The sequence below is a fragment of the Candidatus Harpocratesius sp. genome (assembly GCF_054039255.1).
The window spans coordinates 14,173-32,442 of record NZ_JBPLBG010000041.1 but is presented as its reverse complement, the minus strand read 5'-3'; the positions used below and the strand labels follow the sequence as shown (position 1 = coordinate 32,442).

General features: G+C 32.2%; 17 protein-coding genes. 7 read left to right on the top strand and 10 right to left on the bottom strand.

The annotated features are described in order from the left end of the window. Positions 1-135 precede the first annotated feature (135 nt). The 3 genes from ACXLDF_RS09765 to ACXLDF_RS09755 are packed head-to-tail and all read right to left on the bottom strand — an operon-like array spanning position 136 to position 2,658. Entirely contained in the window at positions 136-1,425 is a 1,290-nt protein-coding gene (locus ACXLDF_RS09765) for a PH domain-containing protein (RefSeq protein ID WP_457558333.1), read from the bottom strand. A gap of 16 nt (positions 1,426-1,441) precedes the next feature. After that, positions 1,442-2,137, bottom strand: a complete 696-nt coding sequence (locus tag ACXLDF_RS09760) for a PH domain-containing protein (RefSeq protein ID WP_457558332.1) — start codon at positions 2,135-2,137, stop codon at positions 1,442-1,444. A gap of 59 nt (positions 2,138-2,196) precedes the next feature. Beyond that, positions 2,197-2,658, bottom strand: coding sequence for a UPF0179 family protein (locus ACXLDF_RS09755; RefSeq protein WP_457558331.1), 462 nt, complete (start codon positions 2,656-2,658; stop codon positions 2,197-2,199). Positions 2,659-2,792: 134 nt separating this feature from the next. Here ACXLDF_RS09755 and ACXLDF_RS09750 point away from each other — a divergent pair, with 134 nt between their 5' ends. Together ACXLDF_RS09750 and ACXLDF_RS09745 are read left to right on the top strand one after the other, a co-directional pair. Continuing rightward, positions 2,793-3,524 carry an Ntn hydrolase family protein gene (locus ACXLDF_RS09750; RefSeq protein ID WP_457558330.1) on the top strand — a complete coding sequence of 244 codons (732 nt, stop codon included), beginning with the start codon at positions 2,793-2,795 and terminating at the stop codon, positions 3,522-3,524. A 134-nt stretch (positions 3,525-3,658) separates the two neighbouring features. Beyond that, entirely contained in the window at positions 3,659-4,396 is a 738-nt protein-coding gene (locus ACXLDF_RS09745; RefSeq protein WP_457558329.1) for a hypothetical protein, read from the top strand. 84 nt (positions 4,397-4,480) lie between these two features. On the opposite strand, the gene ACXLDF_RS09740 is transcribed toward ACXLDF_RS09745, so the two are convergent. From ACXLDF_RS09740 to ACXLDF_RS09730, 3 genes are all read right to left on the bottom strand, one after another. Further along, the gene (locus tag ACXLDF_RS09740) at positions 4,481-6,748 is read right to left on the bottom strand and encodes a PCI domain-containing protein (protein ID WP_457558328.1); all 2,268 of its coding nucleotides are present in this window, start codon (positions 6,746-6,748) and stop codon (positions 4,481-4,483) included. 322 nt (positions 6,749-7,070) lie between these two features. Then, positions 7,071-8,306: an acyl-CoA dehydrogenase family protein gene (locus ACXLDF_RS09735; RefSeq protein ID WP_457558327.1), complete on the bottom strand. Its 1,236-nt coding sequence runs from the start codon at positions 8,304-8,306 to the stop codon at positions 7,071-7,073. Between the two features lie 174 nt (positions 8,307-8,480). After that, complete coding sequence (locus tag ACXLDF_RS09730) at positions 8,481-9,494, bottom strand: Lrp/AsnC family transcriptional regulator (protein ID WP_457558326.1); 1,014 nt, start codon at positions 9,492-9,494, stop codon at positions 8,481-8,483. 246 nt (positions 9,495-9,740) lie between these two features. On the opposite strand from ACXLDF_RS09730, the gene ACXLDF_RS09725 reads away from it, so the two are divergent. Then, positions 9,741-11,045 (top strand): adenosylhomocysteinase, encoded by a 1,305-nt coding sequence (locus ACXLDF_RS09725; protein ID WP_457558325.1) that lies wholly within the window; start codon positions 9,741-9,743, stop codon positions 11,043-11,045. Between the two features lie 265 nt (positions 11,046-11,310). On the opposite strand, the gene ACXLDF_RS09720 is transcribed toward ACXLDF_RS09725, so the two are convergent. Further along, complete coding sequence (locus ACXLDF_RS09720; RefSeq protein WP_457558324.1) at positions 11,311-12,525, bottom strand: hypothetical protein; 1,215 nt, start codon at positions 12,523-12,525, stop codon at positions 11,311-11,313. A gap of 531 nt (positions 12,526-13,056) precedes the next feature. On the opposite strand from ACXLDF_RS09720, the gene ACXLDF_RS09715 reads away from it, so the two are divergent. Together ACXLDF_RS09715 and ACXLDF_RS09710 are read left to right on the top strand one after the other, a co-directional pair. Then, complete coding sequence (locus ACXLDF_RS09715) at positions 13,057-13,671, top strand: winged helix-turn-helix transcriptional regulator (protein ID WP_457558323.1); 615 nt, start codon at positions 13,057-13,059, stop codon at positions 13,669-13,671. 594 nt (positions 13,672-14,265) lie between these two features. Next, the gene (locus ACXLDF_RS09710) at positions 14,266-14,808 is read left to right on the top strand and encodes a hypothetical protein (RefSeq protein ID WP_457558322.1); all 543 of its coding nucleotides are present in this window, start codon (positions 14,266-14,268) and stop codon (positions 14,806-14,808) included. A gap of 109 nt (positions 14,809-14,917) precedes the next feature. Here the strand turns inward: ACXLDF_RS09710 and ACXLDF_RS09705 are convergent, their stop codons facing one another. From ACXLDF_RS09705 to ACXLDF_RS09695, 3 genes are all read right to left on the bottom strand, one after another. Then, the gene (locus ACXLDF_RS09705; protein ID WP_457558321.1) at positions 14,918-15,289 is read right to left on the bottom strand and encodes a hypothetical protein; all 372 of its coding nucleotides are present in this window, start codon (positions 15,287-15,289) and stop codon (positions 14,918-14,920) included. A 61-nt stretch (positions 15,290-15,350) separates the two neighbouring features. Beyond that, positions 15,351-15,977, bottom strand: coding sequence for a Maf family protein (locus ACXLDF_RS09700; protein ID WP_457558320.1), 627 nt, complete (start codon positions 15,975-15,977; stop codon positions 15,351-15,353). A 115-nt stretch (positions 15,978-16,092) separates the two neighbouring features. Beyond that, complete coding sequence (locus ACXLDF_RS09695; RefSeq protein WP_457558319.1) at positions 16,093-16,965, bottom strand: enoyl-CoA hydratase/isomerase family protein; 873 nt, start codon at positions 16,963-16,965, stop codon at positions 16,093-16,095. A gap of 159 nt (positions 16,966-17,124) precedes the next feature. On the opposite strand from ACXLDF_RS09695, the gene ACXLDF_RS09690 reads away from it, so the two are divergent. Beyond that, positions 17,125-17,646, top strand: a complete 522-nt coding sequence (locus tag ACXLDF_RS09690) for a DUF2299 family protein (RefSeq protein ID WP_457558318.1) — start codon at positions 17,125-17,127, stop codon at positions 17,644-17,646. An 18-nt stretch (positions 17,647-17,664) separates the two neighbouring features. Next, positions 17,665-18,207 carry an HIT family protein gene (locus ACXLDF_RS09685; protein WP_457558317.1) on the top strand — a complete coding sequence of 181 codons (543 nt, stop codon included), beginning with the start codon at positions 17,665-17,667 and terminating at the stop codon, positions 18,205-18,207. Positions 18,208-18,270 lie beyond the last annotated feature (63 nt).

Sequence of the window (18,270 nt, the reverse complement as noted above, 5' to 3'; positions counted from 1 at the left end):
AATTTACTAAAAGTTTAATAAAACATGCCCCCTAACTTTTTTGTTGTAAGTGGTATTCATCGATAAATTTTTAATTATTTTTGAGAAAATATTTTTGTCGGATCATTAACTTGTAAACTTAAGATTTGTAAAAAATTATAAATTTAAGAATTCTGGATCATAAAATTCTAATTCAGGCGAATACAACTGTCCTCTTTGAAAATAGAGAACCATATTCCGTATATCCTCTTTTTCTTTAACAACATCAGCGACACCTTGTATATGATAGAGATCTCTAAAACGAATCATTCGTTCAAATCCTTTAGTACCAATATAAATTACTCCAAAATTAGCAACCCGCCCAGCTGCCATTTGAAAAATAGAAACATCAGTAATTTTTCCCATTATAACATCTCTAATACTTATATCAAGAAATTTTTTCATCATAATAATCCTTCGATCAGTAACTGCAAATTCAAAGCCTTTTGCATGATATTTACTAAAAATGATTATTAAAATTATTCCAGAAAGAAGGATGATACCTATCCATTGAAAAAAAGAAGAGCCCAATGCCAGTATTATCCTTAAATCTCGCATATTTAGAATAAAATAAAAAGGAATTGCTAACCAAGCCATTATTCCTTTAATCAAAGAACTGGAACGCTTTTTTTCGTAAATTTTGAATAAATGCTCCTTCTTTGTAACCTTTAATTCATCAGGATGTTTAATTATAGGATTTTTCAGAGGCAAACTTAATAATGGAGGAGGAGAAGCGTGTTTTTCTGTGTATACATGCATTATTTGTCGAATCATCCTTTTAATTCTAAAGGGATATTTAATTTTCATAAAACCTTGATTATTCATCATTCCTTTCGTACCTGCAGCACTTCCTCTGATATAAGGTCCTTCATTAGAAGCCGTGATGAGAAGTACATTCCCTGACCGAAAAAGACGCAGAAAAAAAGGTTGATGAACAACAACATCAACAATATTAGAATATTCAACAATTCTCGTCCACCTTTGGAGAAAAGTATAACCAACAATAATACGTCTATCAGTAATGATATACCTATATGATTTTGACTGAATGAACTTCATTACAATTGGAATTCCATAAATTAATAAAAAAATAACAATTATAATTAAGAGTATCACCAGTTCAAATGAATCTAATTCGAAAAGCTTGCTTTTTAGCTTAAAAAATCCGAATAATAGTAAAGCAATAGTTATAATTAAAGGAATTGCATTGAAGACAACAACGATAAACCAATTTTGATAATTTAAATAGAACAATTTTTCACCTGGTTCGAATTTTATTTCATTACGAAAGGTTTCATTGGAAAAAAAATTCTTTTCTGCTTTTGGATTTCGTAGGTCGCTATTTTCACGCATAATGTTATCAAATAGTCGATTTTTTTCTGCAATATTCAAATGTTGTTGGCTCATTGAAATGAAGGATCACCTATTTATTATTGAAATAATCTTCACTAGTTATTGAATCAACTGCTGAAGAAGAATTTTCATCTGAATTTTTATTTTTCTTGTTAGGATGAAATTTTTCAAGAAGAAATTCTTGAATTCGTTGAATCTGAGAAATAACAACAACTCGAATTCTAAAAACATCTTGAATTCCTTCAATGGAATACATCCCCATTCTCATTGTTCCCATTTCAATTCCTGCGGTTACAGGCATAAGATTGCCAAAATTAAAATATCGCCCAAAAATGGATTGATGCAACACCAAATCAGTTATTCTTTTATATTCAATTTCTCGATATAAAATTCCTAGAAATTTCCTGATTAAAATGATTCGTTTGGTTGTTATAATATAAATATGACCATTAGTAAATGGAACTCCAACAGAAAGAGAAATAGAATAATAAATACTCCAAAGAAGCAACAACCAATTGGCAATATCAATTACTATCGAGGATTTTTCAATCCACTTATATAAAATTAAATAACGAAGAATTAAGAATATTAAAATAAATATAAGACCCCTAATAAAGCGAGGAATATAATAAGATGCAGTATTTCGTTGTAATACTTCTAATATCTGCTCATTTTCATCGAGGTTATAATATTTTTTGCATTGTTCCAATAAATCATATTGTTTTGGAGATAAATTCTTACTCATTATTGATTCTTCAATATCCATTAAAATCACATTTTATTTTAATTTTAAAAAAAAATTTTACTTTCTACATAATAAAAATATCAATTTTGCACCTTTTTTTCAATTTCACATAGAGATAAGGTTAATTTCCGAGGACACTCCTTAATTTTCTTAACAATCTTTAAAATTTTTATTTTCTCACCTGATTTTATTACAATACTTTGTGGAGCACAATAATTAATATAAGCACAGTCTTCATTATCACATCCTATTGGATTAAAAGATGTAATAGATCCTTCATAAATATCCTTATTATACATGGTAATTTTTAATTTAGGCTCTTTAAGTTGAACTAAAACCATTTCTTCAGTATGTAAACTCTGAGGACAATGAAATTGCTTTTTTTTTACATCTATAATTTCATACAACGTGTGTGGCTTTAAATTTGCTTGACATGTGGAATAGTATACACAATTTTTTGGACAACTTGCATGTACTCCTTCAAAGAAAAAAATAAAACCTTTTTTTGCAAATGATTTTCCTACAAACGTCATAACAGTCATATAGTCTCTACAGTAGAATAAAAATTAGTAGTTCTTCAAACTTTGCCTTTAGCTTAAAGGGAGAAAATTTTATAGTTTCAATTCTTATTCAATCATAGAGAATTAATATAAAATTAAATATGGAAAGTTCAAAAATGAGCCCATTACCCGCAAACTTGAATATTAAGCAGCAGATTCTGGAGATAACACCAAATTCTGATCATGATTTTCAAATAAACGAGAAAAATATTGAAACTAAATTGAAAACGGGCACAACTACAGTAGGTTTAATAATTAAAAATGGGGTTATTCTTGCTACTGATAATCGTGCCACCATGGGAATTTTTGTTGCCAGTAAAAGAGCAAAAAAACTTCATCAAATTCAACCACACATTTATATGACCATAGCAGGCGGTGTCGCTGATGCAATCTATTTAATTGATCTTCTAAAAGCCGAAACTGAAATATATAGATTAAGAAATAAAAAAGAGATTTCAGTACATGCAGCAGCTAAGTTATTGCAAAATATTCTATATAATAAAAAAGGTTTTTATCAAGTGGGGCATATTATCGGAGGAGTAACTCCAGGAGAAAATCCTAAATTATATAATGTTGAAGGATACGGTTCAAAATTGGAAGAAAAATACACTTCCGTAGGATCAGGGAGTGTTTTTGCATTAGGTGTTTTAGAAACAGAATGGAAAGAAGATTTAACTGTTAACCAAGGTATTCATTTAGCTGTAAAAGCTGTAAGAAGCGCAATAATTCGAGATATTGCATCTGGAAATGGCATAGATGTTGTTGTGATATCAAAGAACAAGCCAGTTATTGAAAAACGTTATGAAATCAACGATAAAAGCTTAATATCTAATAAATTCAAACCATAATTGTAAACAAATGTCTTTTTTATTAAGGAATACCATATTTAACTGCGAATAAGTTTTTTTAATCTTTACTAAATAACTTAGATTAATCAATCTATTAGCATTTTTGTTTTATTTGCAAAGATAGTGATTTCCTAATGGTATTTCGAATAATAATTGACTTATCACATTATGAACGAATTCGATCTCTTCCTGATTCTCTTTTCAATCATGAAGATTATCTGTTCTCCTTTATCAATACTGGCGAACGAATTACTGATTTAGAAAGACTTCAAAAACACGATTTACTTTTATTAGGAGATCCTAAACCTAAATACCAAGAAGAATTACTCTTTATTCCTGATGAACTTAGAACTTTGAAAAAATATGTAAAAAAAGGGGGAAAAATACTATTAACTTCAAGTAATAGGGGAGATTTTAATTTACCTGGAGCAATGGGATCTTTACGGGTCCTTTACAAACTCACAGGTGTTGAAAAATTCAATTATTCATTAGCATTCGCGGTTAATCGCAATGATCATTTCACAAAAAAGAGTATTTTGCGAATTCCATTTTCATCTTCTTCACTTCCTTTTAAAGGAGATAAAAACAGCTTTCTTAGTTTTGGCAGCTCAACCTATTTATCTCTTCATTCGGATTATGAACCTATTATTCTTTTAAAATCTCCGATTTCAACTTGGATTCATGATTATAATTCAAAGAAGAAATACTGTATTGGTTCGCAGCCTTTGTTAGTTTACCGTAGATTTTTTAATGGTTTAGTAGTCACTTCTTCAAGTTCATCATTTTTGACCAAAAGCATTGAAGATGGATTAAGTATTGGTGCAAACAGAATTTTTCTTCAAAGACTTATTAAATGGATGCTTTCTCAGTAAAATCAAAAAATCAAAATAAGTGTAGTAAAATCAACATAATTTTAAAAAAAAAAGTAAAGAAAAAGAAAATAAGAGTAAATTAAATTAAACATTCAAACTAGCTTCAAACTGATTATGAATTATTTGAATATCAGCATCCAATGCATCAGCATCTTCATCAGTAAGCATTGCTTCTTCATCTTTATAAGGATCTTCTTCCAACCGCTTTATCCAATCATATATTTTTTGTGAATTGTTGCTGTTCTCATCAGAAATACGAGTTAAACGAGAATAAGTGTCTTCCAATTTTAATCGAGCACTGGATGCTTTATAGCGAAGCAAACAAATATTGGAGATTTCCATCAAATTACGTGTAATAGCCATAACATCCAATGTTTTTGAGCGTTCTTCACTTTTAATTTTACGCATTAAATTTACTTCGACAAATAATAATTCAATCATTTTTGCTAATAAACCAGTTAATTGCCCTGCTTCATTACACCAAACTCGAAGTTCAAGAGTATTAGTCTTTCCATTCATATAGACTCGGATAATCACTCTCCCTCCTGTTACTTTCGCTTCACTACTAAACCAAGCTTCAGCTTCAAAGACACCTCCTTCGTCATTTTCATAAGAAGCAACGTTAGTAACATCAAATTGAGCAACTGCTCTATGAGCTGCACTATAAGCCATAGCTGCAGGTAAATCTGCAATTAAAAAGGCACGCGCATCGCTGGGAAGAGATTGAATTGCTTTTTGACAGTCTTCGATTGTATCTAAACTGCGAATAAGGAGAGGACATTTAATCTGAACATCTTTTGGTTTGATGAATATTGTGTGAAATTTACCCATCGCATCTTTATAGATTACAGTTCCTCCAATTGTAGAAATACCACATTCAGCGGGTTCGAGGTAGAAATCAACTCCGTGAGTATTTCCAGGATCAATAACATTGATTGTAATTAATTCTTGTGCTCGTCGATAAGAACTGGGAACATCCAATATTACTTTTATATCATGAATCGCCATATTGGTTTTATTACGAACTACTACTTTAAAATGCAGTTGTCCTCCAACAAAATCATATTGTCGAACAACCTCAACTTCTCCAATTGGCTGGGCAACACCAGGACTTGAAACGCCTTGGCTCCTATTATCAGAAACATGTGAACTAAAAGCAGTAACTGGTTGTTTTCCGTCAGCAACAAACAAACGCTGAGTCATATCAATATATCCATTAATCGATCCTTTTGAGATCAAAGTTGCGAGTCCCTCTTCAACTCTTTGTTCCGTAATAGCCAGTTTCAAAGCGAGATCTCTAATAGAAATTTTCCGATATGCCCGAGCAATAGCTTTAATCTTTTCACTTAATTTTTCTTCAGTAAGAAATTCATGATTTTGAGTAAAAATACCCCTTACTACACCTTTTTGGATTAATTTGAAAAGAGATTTTCTAGCAAGCTCAGGTGCAATTTTTAAATGCCCTGCTAAAGAAGTAATAAGAAATAACCCATTTTTAATACAGTAATTTTCAATTTCATTTTCTAATTCGGTTTCTGAAATCGTTTCTTTTCCACCATCAGCAAAAAATGCTGTGATAATCTTGTTTCGCATCATGTTCATTATATAATTCTTAACATTTCCCTCAGGAATTTCGACACGTCGAGCAAAATCATAATGTACAATTTTTCCTTGATTATTTAATTCTTGCAGTATTAATTCTATTAACCCTTGTTCTATATAATAACGATTTTTAGTATGAGTAAATGTTCCACGTAGTTTGTGCTTCCTAATCATTTCAATAATGATCTTTATCACAGTATCTCGAGAACATGAAAGATTAGTTTGAATCTGCTGAAGATCTAAAAATCCTTGAGATTGTAATTGCATTACTAATTGAGCTTCCATTTGTTCTGAAAGATTGATGAAAACTTTCTTTTTTTTGTCCAATAAACCACGTACATTCCCAGAAGATAAACGTTCGGTGATAATGCGTTCAATTTCTTGATGGTTAAGTCCGTATCGCATTTGAAGTAGGTGAAATGGAGTTTCAGTACTATTTTGTAAATCTTGCTCAAAACAATTCAAACAAAATTCAAATCCAGTACGATGACGAAGTCGCTCATTACATTTATCTGCACGGGTAGAAAGCCCATATTTTTCTGCCTCCCTTTCAATATAACGTTCTGAATTTCCTAAAATGATAGGTGAATTTGTACGTGAATTCCAAGAACATTTAGTACATTGTAGATACATTTGACCGCTGGGAAGGGTTTTAAATTCTAAAAAGGAACCACATTGTGGACATTTACTTTTTTCCAAAATTTGACAACGATTTTTACGATCACCTGCTTGTACCCTGTTTAATTCCAAGATAGAATGTTTTTTACAAAAATAAACATCGGTTGACCCTGTATGCTTATAACAGAATCCTTCCCCACAATTAGGGCAAGTATAGTGAATTTCCGTACTATTACAATATTTACATGTGGTTATTATAGATCCCTCCAGCCGGTAGAATATCGGTTTAGATCTTAAAGTTTTTTTTTCCTATGTACTTACTGGTTTTTAAGTTCTTTATATTTTCGGGGGGCCAAAAACTTAATCACTTGATCAAATTTCCCTTTTAAGCAAAAAAGTTAAGAAATGAATAGTAAAAAAAAAAAAGTTAAGATATGATTTTAAAAACGCTCATCTATTCGTAAATTTTTTCTTCAGGAGCATCTGCTTCAGCCGCATCGACTTCAATATCGCGATAATCAGTCGATTTATCGTCATATTGAGCAAAATGTTCATGTTGGATAATCAAATTCATGATTTCAGAAGTTCCAGTCCATATTTGAGCCAATCGCGCATCTCGGAAGTATCTTTCAATTGGAAAGACGTTGGTATATCCAATTCCCCCTAAGATTTGTAAACAATTATCAATCGCCTTATAACACAATTCTGTAGACACTCGTTTGGCTTCAGAAACCAGGCGCCGACAAATTGAAGGATTTTGATTTGTATCAAGTGCCCGAGCAGCAGTATAAACAAGTCCACGGGCTGCATCCACTTGACACAGGGCATCTGCTAACTTAAAATTCACTCCTTCAAATGCTCGTATGGGTTTGCCAAATGCCTTCCGTTTTCGTGCATATCTGGTAGCAACATCAATACAACCTTGTGCCATTCCTATCACACCAGCAGCAGAGGTCATCCGTTCAGGATACATCATTTGATTAAAAATCCGGCCCCCTTCACCTTCTCCTAAGATAATATTACTCGCAGGTACCCGCACATCGCGAAAATATAAACGTCCTGCACCTCCACCACGTGTTCCCATCAAACCATAAATATACTTAGCTTCCACTCCTGAGTCTCTTTCCACAATAAAAAGAGAGATTGACTTATGCCTTGGGGCATCAGGATTTGTTTTGGCATATACTAGAAAAATATCAGCACCTTCAGCACCAACCACGAATCGTTTTTGGCCGTTGAGAATATACTCATCACCATCTTTTACTGCAGTTGTGGTAGCACCAAAAAAATCGCTACCACCTCGGGGTTCAGTCAATGCTTCCGCACAAAATTTTTCTCCAGATAAAATTGGTTTTAAAAAATTACGCTTTTGCTCAGTTGTTCCAAAAGTGTTGAGAGCTTCACCACATATACTAGGTAAACTATACAAACAACTTATTGCCATAGAAAGGATTCCAATCTCTTCCAATACAGCCATTTCAGCCACCCATGAACGCTCTTGGCCACCAAATGCTTTATCAAATCTAAGACCTAGTAATTTTTCTTGAGCCAAATCCTTTACAAATTGCTTAGGATATTGAATATCATCACTATCCATCTGAATTAGTAGTTCTCTTGGTATTCTTCGTGCAAATTCTCGTGCTTGAAGTTTTAAAGCACGATCTTCTTCTGTTAAGAAAAAATCATACATATATGCAATTCTGTTCTTTCCAGTATAAAAAACTAATTCGCACTAATCTACAGCGATCATTAACACTTTTTATAGCTTCAATCATTTCTATATTCCATCGAGCATCATAACATTTTTCAAAAGTTCACTTGTATAATTATTCAGCTTCATTACAAACGCGAATCAAATCTTTTTTCATTGCGATAAACTTTCAGCTATTCGTTTTGTAGGTGGAAATATAGAAGGTAGCAATTCATCAACCACAACAGTAGTATGAGTATCACGGATTGGAAACTTATGATATAAATCTTTTATGAATTCATTATATTCAGTTAAGTTTCGTGTTCGTACAATCGCCATCAACCCCGCTTCATTTCCTGTTCTATACAAATCTATGATATTTGGATGATGAACCAAATTATTAGCTAAGGTGACATAATCTGCAATACGTTGAGGTTTGATTTGAAGATAAAATTTTGTAGAAAAATCATGTTCATATAAACATCTATCAGATTTCATCAAGAACTGCACCATTTTTCGAGGATTATAGGTAAGTGTAAATTTAGATATTATATGATCTTCTGTGAATTTGATAAATTCTCTTGATAAATTAATTTTTGATAAAAACTCCACTTCTTTATCAGTTAATAATGGAAATTCAGATCGTTCTGCCCAACGATGAATATTGTAATTTTTTTTTAACAACTGCAGAATTTCCCATTTTTTATCATTTTCATCAAACGGTTTTGAAGGATACTGCTTACTAAAGATAAATCCTCCGATTTTATAAACATCAATACACTCAATAATGCGATAAGAAGATGAAAAGGTTTTTGCGATTCTCTGATCAATTTGATTTAAAAGTTCTGCAAATTGTCTTTTTGTTTGCACTTCTACTTTCAAAATTAAAGAATAATCACCTAATATTCCATCTAAATTTACAATTTCCTTGAAATGTGAAATGTTATCCAATAAATCTTGTTCAGATGGATTTGTTTTTATTTCCATAAAGGAATACTGAAGGTTTAAAACATGCGGATTTATTAAAATTGCAGGAGAGTGTATCACACCCGAATTCCAGAGAAATTTCAGAAATTTGGAAACTGTTTGCCTGGATAAACCAATTCGTTGTGCTAATTCATTTGTATGTATGCGAGAATTTAAAAATAAAGCTTCCAAAAATTGAATTTTTTGATCTAATGTAACCATAAATAAATCACTAATGAGTATACAATGGAAAATTCAGTTTAAAAATATTTGCCATATAATACGAATTTCTTGAAAATTAAGCATTTGTGTTAACTTTTTAATTGTTGAAATCCTTTTTTTATATAACTCTGATCAAGAGATCAAGATTTGCATCTTCTTTTTCTGAGATGAAAGTCTATTATTCTTTTATTCAATTGAAAGAATTCATAAGAGTTATTGAAGAGCAAATCAAAAGGGTGTTAACATATGGCAATTTGTTCAAAAAAATGGGGAAATGATTCATATCTTATCGCTGATGAATCAGACGCTATATTACAAAAAGGAAAAGAAGAAATCGATCTAGCACTTAAAAAAATGCCTGTTGTCAGGCAGTTAATTGATCAATTTGGAAAAGAAAAACCACTACAAGGTATTAAAATAGCCGCTTGCTTACATGTAACTAAAGAAACGGCCAATTTATGCAGAGTACTTCAAGCAGGTGGAGCAGAAATCTACTTATGCGGTTCAAATCCTCTTTCTACTCAAGATTTTGTAGCAACAGCTTTAGCTGAAGAAGGAGTTCATGTCTTTGCATGGACTGGAAATACCGACGAGGAATTTTATGAATGTATTGATGCTTGTCTTAAGCCACAACCAAATATTATTATAGATGATGGAGCAGATTTGATTGTTACAGCTCATAAAAATTATCCGGAATATTTTGATGAAAATGGTTGTATAATAGCATGCCAAGAAGAAACTACTACTGGTGTTCATCGATTTGAAGCGATGGATAAAGCGGGCGCACTGAAGTGTGCACTCTACCCAGTTAATGATGCCTCGTGTAAGAACCAGTTTGATAATGAATTAGGCACTGGTCAGGGTATTGTTGCTGCCATTATAGGTATGCATGTATTATTTGCTGGAAAGACAGTTGTTGTTGCTGGATATGGTCACTGTTCCTCAGGAATGGCACTTCGAGCGCGTGGATTAGGAGCGCGAGTCATTGTTACTGAAGTTGATCCCATCCAAGCATTAAAAGCAGCATTTTCAGGATATGAAGTCGGTAAAATGCATGATGTAATTCATAAAGCAGATATGATTTTTACCGCTACGGGATGTAAGAACGTTGTAGCAAAAGAACATATCCCAAAATTAAAAGATGGAGTTATATTGGCAAATCTTGGGCATTTTGATGTTGAAATTGTCGCCAAAGATCTGTATGAAGCGGCTGAAGGCCATATTAAAACAATCCGTCCAAATGTGGAAGAACTTGTTTTTCCATCAGGAAAACGTGCATATCTACTTGCCGCGGGACGATTGGCAAATTTGGCTCTTGCAGAAGGTCATCCAAGTGAAGTAATGGATATGAGTTTTGGATTACAAGCGATGATGGCAGAATATATTGCTAAAAATCGTGATACACTGAAAAATCGGGTAGGATTGTTTAAAGTTCCTGAAGAAATAAATGAAAAAGTCGCTTATGCTAAACTAGCATCGATGGGGATAACAATTGATTCATGGACGGAAGAGCAGTACAAATACTGCACAGGATATGAAGAAGGAACATAAAGGAATTTACTCACATTTTGAATTCAACAATTAGATCTTGAATAATCCTTTTTTTCTCATATCTTTTTTTAGTGTTAATCCATTTTAATTATTTTGAAAAAACTAATCTACACAAAAATTCTGAAATTTATTAGTTAAATAAACAAAATAATTATTAAAAAAAGAAAAAAATTGGGGCTTTTCCCCGCTCTTGCATGAAAATTGTTCACACTTATTTTTCTCACTTCAAAAATTCTTAATATTCAATTTAGAATGATTAAAATGATTAGATTCCACTAGGTGAAGTGCCAATTGGTGAAGAAGATACGCAGAACTCGATATTGTAGCGACAATCTCCCGCATCCCAATAATTCCAATAATACCAGCCTTGATCGACATAGTTTAACATATTACTCTCCCACCAATTAAATACGGGATATTGATCATCAGAGTCAGGCCATGAATCGTCTTCCCAAGCCTCTACACGGATTTTTAATGGATGAGTTTTTGGGATTAATACATAAGCCATATTTTTCATCCAGTAAATATATCCTGCACCATTTCTAGATACTGTTCCATAGAAGTTATTTGTGATATACCCAGAACCACCCCAACCATCACCGACAAACCACTTCAAATACTCTTCTCCACTGCCCTTTGGCCAAGGATCATAATCATTTTCATAGTAGATTCCTACAATATTTATTTTAACATAATAGCAATCTGCAGGATCCCAATCTGAAGTTTCAACTTCATAAGTATTAGAATCATGATATAAATCACTTGGTGAAACTCCATATGCAGTTGTCCAATCCCAAGAATCACCATCAGGGTCTAAATCAATCCCAAATAAATATTTATATGCGGCCCATGCAATTTCTGAACAGTAATATCCATCTACACCAGAGAGTCCATTAGTCCCATCAATTTGTTTGCTTGTCCATCCCCAATCATATGCAGGTCCAATTGGATAGCCATCTACACCTCCATCCAATTTAGACTTCATCCAATTCACAGCCTGTTGCCTTTGTGCATCAGTTAATCCTGCAACACGGACTGCAACTGCATTTTCTGCGTGATCATTGACTCCTTTAGCCCATGTTGAATAACCAAGACCGTTTCCAGCATTGTCACTTTTTGTTGAATGAATTACATAAGGTGTTCCAGTTGCCATCCACTCATGATTATCTCTATCCCAAATTAATTCACCTGATTGAACAAAACCGCAGAAAATTTCTGTATGAGAGAATTCTCCAGGAATTAAATAATCAAATATAGTATCATCTGTTCCTAAAAGAATAATGTCTCCAGGAACCAAGCCAACATAGGATAAAGAATTTACCCCATCCCCAGCAAATGCAGATTTAATAATTTCTGTACTTGGAGTATTCCCCATTACAGATTGATCGATTGGATTCCGCTCCACACTTGCTGTTGGATTAATAAACATTGTTATTAATAGAATCCCAAAGCCAATCTTTAAAATTTTTGAATATTTCATACCCATCACTTTTCAATCCCACGCTACAACCCCTTAGCATGGATAATTCCATTTTGATTCCAATAAAACAATTTTCCAGTTTACAAATTGGATTTGGATCAAATAGAATATAATTTAAGTTCACTCTAAAAAGTTAAAAAGCTTCTCTTCTTTCTTGAAACAAAGCCACCACAACTATGTATACTACATGTTGCTATTCACTGAACGAATTGAAATTCCTGACAATAATAATTCTACATATAAAAAATGATTTTTTTTTTTTGTTTTATAAAAAGAAGTGAAATATTCACCCATATTTTCTTCATTGATTAATAAAACTTAAAAAGGAAGATATTAAAAATTCAATAGAATTTTAATAAGATTTTAATAGGAATCCACATTTCTTTCTTTTAACCCAACTGATCGTATTATACAATCAGCTGTTGATGATTGCGTGATTTTCACCATTTACAAGCGTGAAAAACACCTTTGATGGAAAATATCCATCTTTCACCAGATTTGAATATGAAATGAATATAGAGGAATAATATAATGAAATTTCCAACCAAAAATAAAGCCAGCACAGCAGTACTATGCATTTGTTTGGCAGGACTCGCCGCTTATGGCGGTACTAGACGTCGATATGGAAGAGATTTTAAAAAAGAAGATATTCTAGACCAAGGGACTAGATCAGCAATTTATGAAACAATACTTAAAAATCCAGGGCTGCATTTTCGTAGAATTTGTAGAGCATTAGAAAAAAAAATGGGCGTAGTTCAATATCACGTTTCAGTGCTTGAAAAGAACGGATTGATACGAAGCATTCGTGATGGTCGTTATAAATGCTTTTTTGCAGAAGAATCGAACGACACATTATCGCCTGATGAACGCCCTTCAGATGAAATGCTAGCCTTACGTGAATCAATAATCACTTCTTTACGACGACGAACACCACAGCTCTTGATTTCGTATTTGGCAAAAGAGAATACAGCAAGCCATCAGATTCTTTCAAATATAGCAAATGTTTCACCTCAAGCAATTACATTTCACACACAGAAATTACAGAAAGAGGGAATTATAGAATCAGAAAAGCAAGGGCGCCAAAAATTTTATTCATTAAGCGAACAGGCAAGAAAAATTACAGAGTCTTTAATAAAAGCAAATTAATGGTTGGGTTAAACATCCATTTTTTTTACCCTTAATGAAAATATTTTTAAAAAATTATCAATATATTATTCAAATTAAATTCTTTAATTAAAATTAAATTGTTTTGTGCGAATAAGTTTAGTGAATATTTATTCCATAATTTTAAAAGGAATTGAGAATTTCGGCGACTTGGTAAGGATTTTGTCGTTGAGGGAAGATCTTTCTTCCTTTATATACAAAGTACATCCACCCAACTGATATAAACAATACAAGTTTCTACAGAAGCGACAATTACGCAAAATAAGATTCAATCTTTTTATAATAGATTCTTTTACGTGTGTTATTGGTGTTTTTTCAAAAAGGAAAGTAAAGCACAGTAAAAAGGATATTAAAAAAAGCAGACAGAATCGAAAATAACTAATAAAAGTAATAAAGAAATCGAAATATCTAATCAAGATATCTAATCAAGATATTTAATCATATTATCAGCAAATATATCAATAAAAGAATCAATATATCAGAAATGAACTCAAAGAAAAGGTTAGAAATGCAAAATTCACATTATTTACAATACACAACAGACTGTAAAGATGGAAAAATAGATTGGTGAGCAAAATGGGTTTATTAGAAGTAGCAATAATGTTCGATGAATCAATTTTATCCGAAAAAAAGTTTTACGAATATGAAAAAGCAGTCGTTTTAGATGAGAATATTCGGGATAAAATGTTATCAGCGGTAGTTGGTTTAAGTAAAAATGCGTTTGATGATGAAATTCAAAATTTCGCATTAAACAATTTTGTAATTATATTTCAAAATACTACTTTTCCTTCAATAAAGGATCCAGAAAAGGACTGCGTAATTCGTATTTATGGAATAGTTACCAAAGATACAAATATGAAAATGCTTTCCAGCACATTAGATGACGCTTTATTTCAATTTGTTAATCGGTATTCCCGAATAGACATCGAGAATAAAAATTTAGAGAAATTTACGGATTTTAATGAAAGATTTGAGAAAATTTTTAAAGATTTCATTCAAACAAAAAAAGAAAAGGAAGATGCAATAAGAGCAGCAGAAAAAATGAAAATGCAGGAACGAGCTCGTGAAAAGCACTTCGATCAGCATCGATATTCAATGGGTCATAATCGATTTACATAGAAATATAAAAAAAATATTTATAGAAATTTACGTAAAAAATTAAAAAATGATATGTTACACAATCATATCAAACTTTTTTCTTTAATTTTTGCTCTTTTATAAGATTTACCTAAAGTTGCTCTATTATTAGAATGATTACAGCAATTACTTCTAAAAGAAGACCTAAACCAGCGATACTAATAAACGGTCCTACAAATCCAGCAATTATCGCTTGTAACACTACTAAAATTAGAAGAAGCCACCAATTAAATGGAATTGCTAGCTTTTGAGCTTTTACTAGTTGAACTTGTAATAAAACAAAAATTGAAACAACAATTCCTGCTAAACTGTAAAGCATCGCTGTGATGTTTACTGTACTAATTAATGAATTAACAATTGCAATTGCAAATCCAATTAAAGCAATTAATCCTCCAAGAGCCGCCAAGGCACGAGCTAATCCCCATTTTGAAGTTGATGAGTATTTTCTAGATTTTCGTGTCATGATTTTTATCACTTAAAATGATATTGAACGGGAAGATAATAAATTCTATCACTTCTAAGGATTAAAATGATAATAAATCAATTCCAAATTTTAAAAGACTTTCTCTTATTTTTGCCATTGGAAGACCTATGACGTTGGTTGGGCTTCCCTCAATGTGGTCAATAAAAAGACTGGCGCGCTCAAATAGAGAGTATGCTCCCGCTCTGCCTTGATACTCAGATGTCCCTTTTAGATAAGCCCATATTTCTGCAGATGATAAAGAATGCATATGAACTTTTGCATGTTCAACAAAAGAAAGCTGCTTTTCTTGAAATGTGGATAAAATGCAAACACCCGTAATAAGCAAATGGGTATTTCCCACTAGTTTTGAAAGAATTGAATGAGCCTCCTCAATGGAATGAGCTTTTCCTATTAACTTACTATCAAGAACAACCATTGTATCTGCGCCAATAATAATTGCTTCTGTGGAATAATGATTTGAGTCACCACAATTTCTATATTTTTCATTCCAGATTTGAAGGACTGTATTTGCTTTATGAAATGCGAGGGTTTGAACATAAACAGGAGGATCTTGACGGGGAACAGATGTTTCATCAAAATCACTCGGGATTATTTTAACTGGAATATGGGCGCGTTCAAAGCAAAGCTTGCGATCTTTCGAAGCAGAGGCGAGAACCAATTGAACCATGGAATAAAATAACGCAACACACTGAAAAAATGTTTCTAGTATAAGTTATCATAAAAGAAATTTAGAAAAAAGAAAAAATAAGACAAAATAATAATAATAGCAATAATAATAGATTCTAAAAAATCGGTTTACCTTTGGTGTATTTTTTCCATTGAGATTCAAGAAAATCATCAAGAGGAGGATGATCCAGATTACCTAAGACCCGTACGTTATAATTAGCAAATTCATCTTCTAATTCAAACCATTTTCTGGCTTGGTCATAACCAATCATGTTGATGGCAGATTTTATTGAAAAGAGCAAGTTGGATGGTTTTTTAGCCAATCCACGAGCGAATTTTTTCACTGTTTTCTCTAATAATTCCGGTTCTACAATTCTTGTAACTGCACCCCATTTATCGAATTCAGCTAAAGGGATTTTTCGACCAGTTAATAGCATTTCTTGTGCATGAACTATACCTAACGTTTTAACTGCCATAACAGTTGGACCAGTAGCAGGAAACATATTTATATCTATTTCAGGAAGTTGAAAGAAAAGATCATCTCGATTAGCTACAAATCGGAAATCACAAGAAAGTGCAATTATCGTCCCGAGTCCGATAGCTGACGCTTGAATTTGGGCAATAATTGGCTTTTTAGTGAAAAAGATCGCTTTGGATATAGCTCCGCCGTATGTTAGTAAATCATTTAAGATTTCTAAGGTTACTCCATTTCGAAACATATTAAGGTCAAAACCTGCTGAAAATACCCTATTTCCTTCAGATTTTATGACAATAACGTGAACTTTCGGATTTATATCTGCATTTTTAATATACTTGAGAAGCAGTTTTGAAGTTTCGATACTCACAGCATTCATTTTAGTATTAATTGTAATATATGCAATTTTCTGCTTTTCTTCATAAATTACATGTTCATTCGGTTTTTCGATGGATTCATGAGAAGATTTCTTTTCTGATTGTGAATTCATTTGAGATGGATTATTTTCTGTCATATATTTTTCACCTTGATTTGTTAACTATAAATACACACGCTAAATCACACATATTTTGATATACCTACATTTAAAAATTTTTATTCTGCTGTTTAGAAAAAAAGAGAATAGAAAAAAAAATTATGAAAAATTCTAATGCTTCTCAAAATTAAATAACGTATGCCAAGATCCGAATTAGAAGAAAAAATCCGTGATTGGGCGATTGATGAGGGTATTTTGGGGAAAGCGCTTCCGCCAAATCCAAAGGTGAATTTCGGTTATGAATTAACTTTCCCACCCAATTCCCCAAAACCAATGCGGTTGATGGTAATTCAACCAAAAGCAACCAAAGCCATTTCTATTCAAATCGCCACTCAAATTGCTAAGCCTCACATTGAAGAAATTCAAAAGTCTGACCCACAAGGTCTTTTAAAATTCTTTTTCATATTCAAGCGGTACATGCTGATGCAAAATCTCCTATATAATGTAGATGCCAATAACGCTCGTTATATTATTTTGGATAATATCTATCCTGATGGGTTAACAGAAAATCAATTTTATCAATCAATTCGAAAAGTATTTAATGCAAATGTGTATATAAACATGCAGTTGATTGATTTTATTTCAGGAAAGCACGGCGGAGGAAAAAATCTAAGACCAGATTCAGACCTAGATTTCAGTGCAGGAACAATGTTTACATAAATCTTAATGGGGGAAAAAATGGAATTTAATAGAAAAAAAAGTCCTTTATTTGAGAATGAAAAAAGTCTTTTCTCCCATAATCTGCTTGCGGTGGGAAAATTAAACTATGCAAAAGGGGATCGTCCTAACATTAATTGTATTTTTTGTGGGGTCCGGGATAATCATCCAGCAGTAACCAGTTTAAAAGTATATCAAGATGAAGTTCTAATGATATGCTTAAATTTATATCCATATAATCCCGGCCATTTAATGGTTATTCCGACACGACATGTTGAAAAATTCGAAGACCTTTCAAAAAAAGAAAGAGATTATTTATTTTGGATGGTTATACAGATGCAGAAAATGCTTCAAGATATTTTTAATCCATCTGGGTTCAATGTTGGATATAATCAAGGAAACTATGCAGGTGCAAGCATTCAACATATTCATGTGCATATTGTTCCAAGATACAAGGAAGAGTTGGGATTTATTGATATTATTGGAACCACAAAGGTTATTGTAGAACCAGTTTCTGCAGTATTCACCAAAGTAAAGAAATATATTACTAAATACATTAATTAAACTTATTCGCACTTTATTTTTATAAATAAGATATATAGAATATTATAATTGAAAAAATAGTAA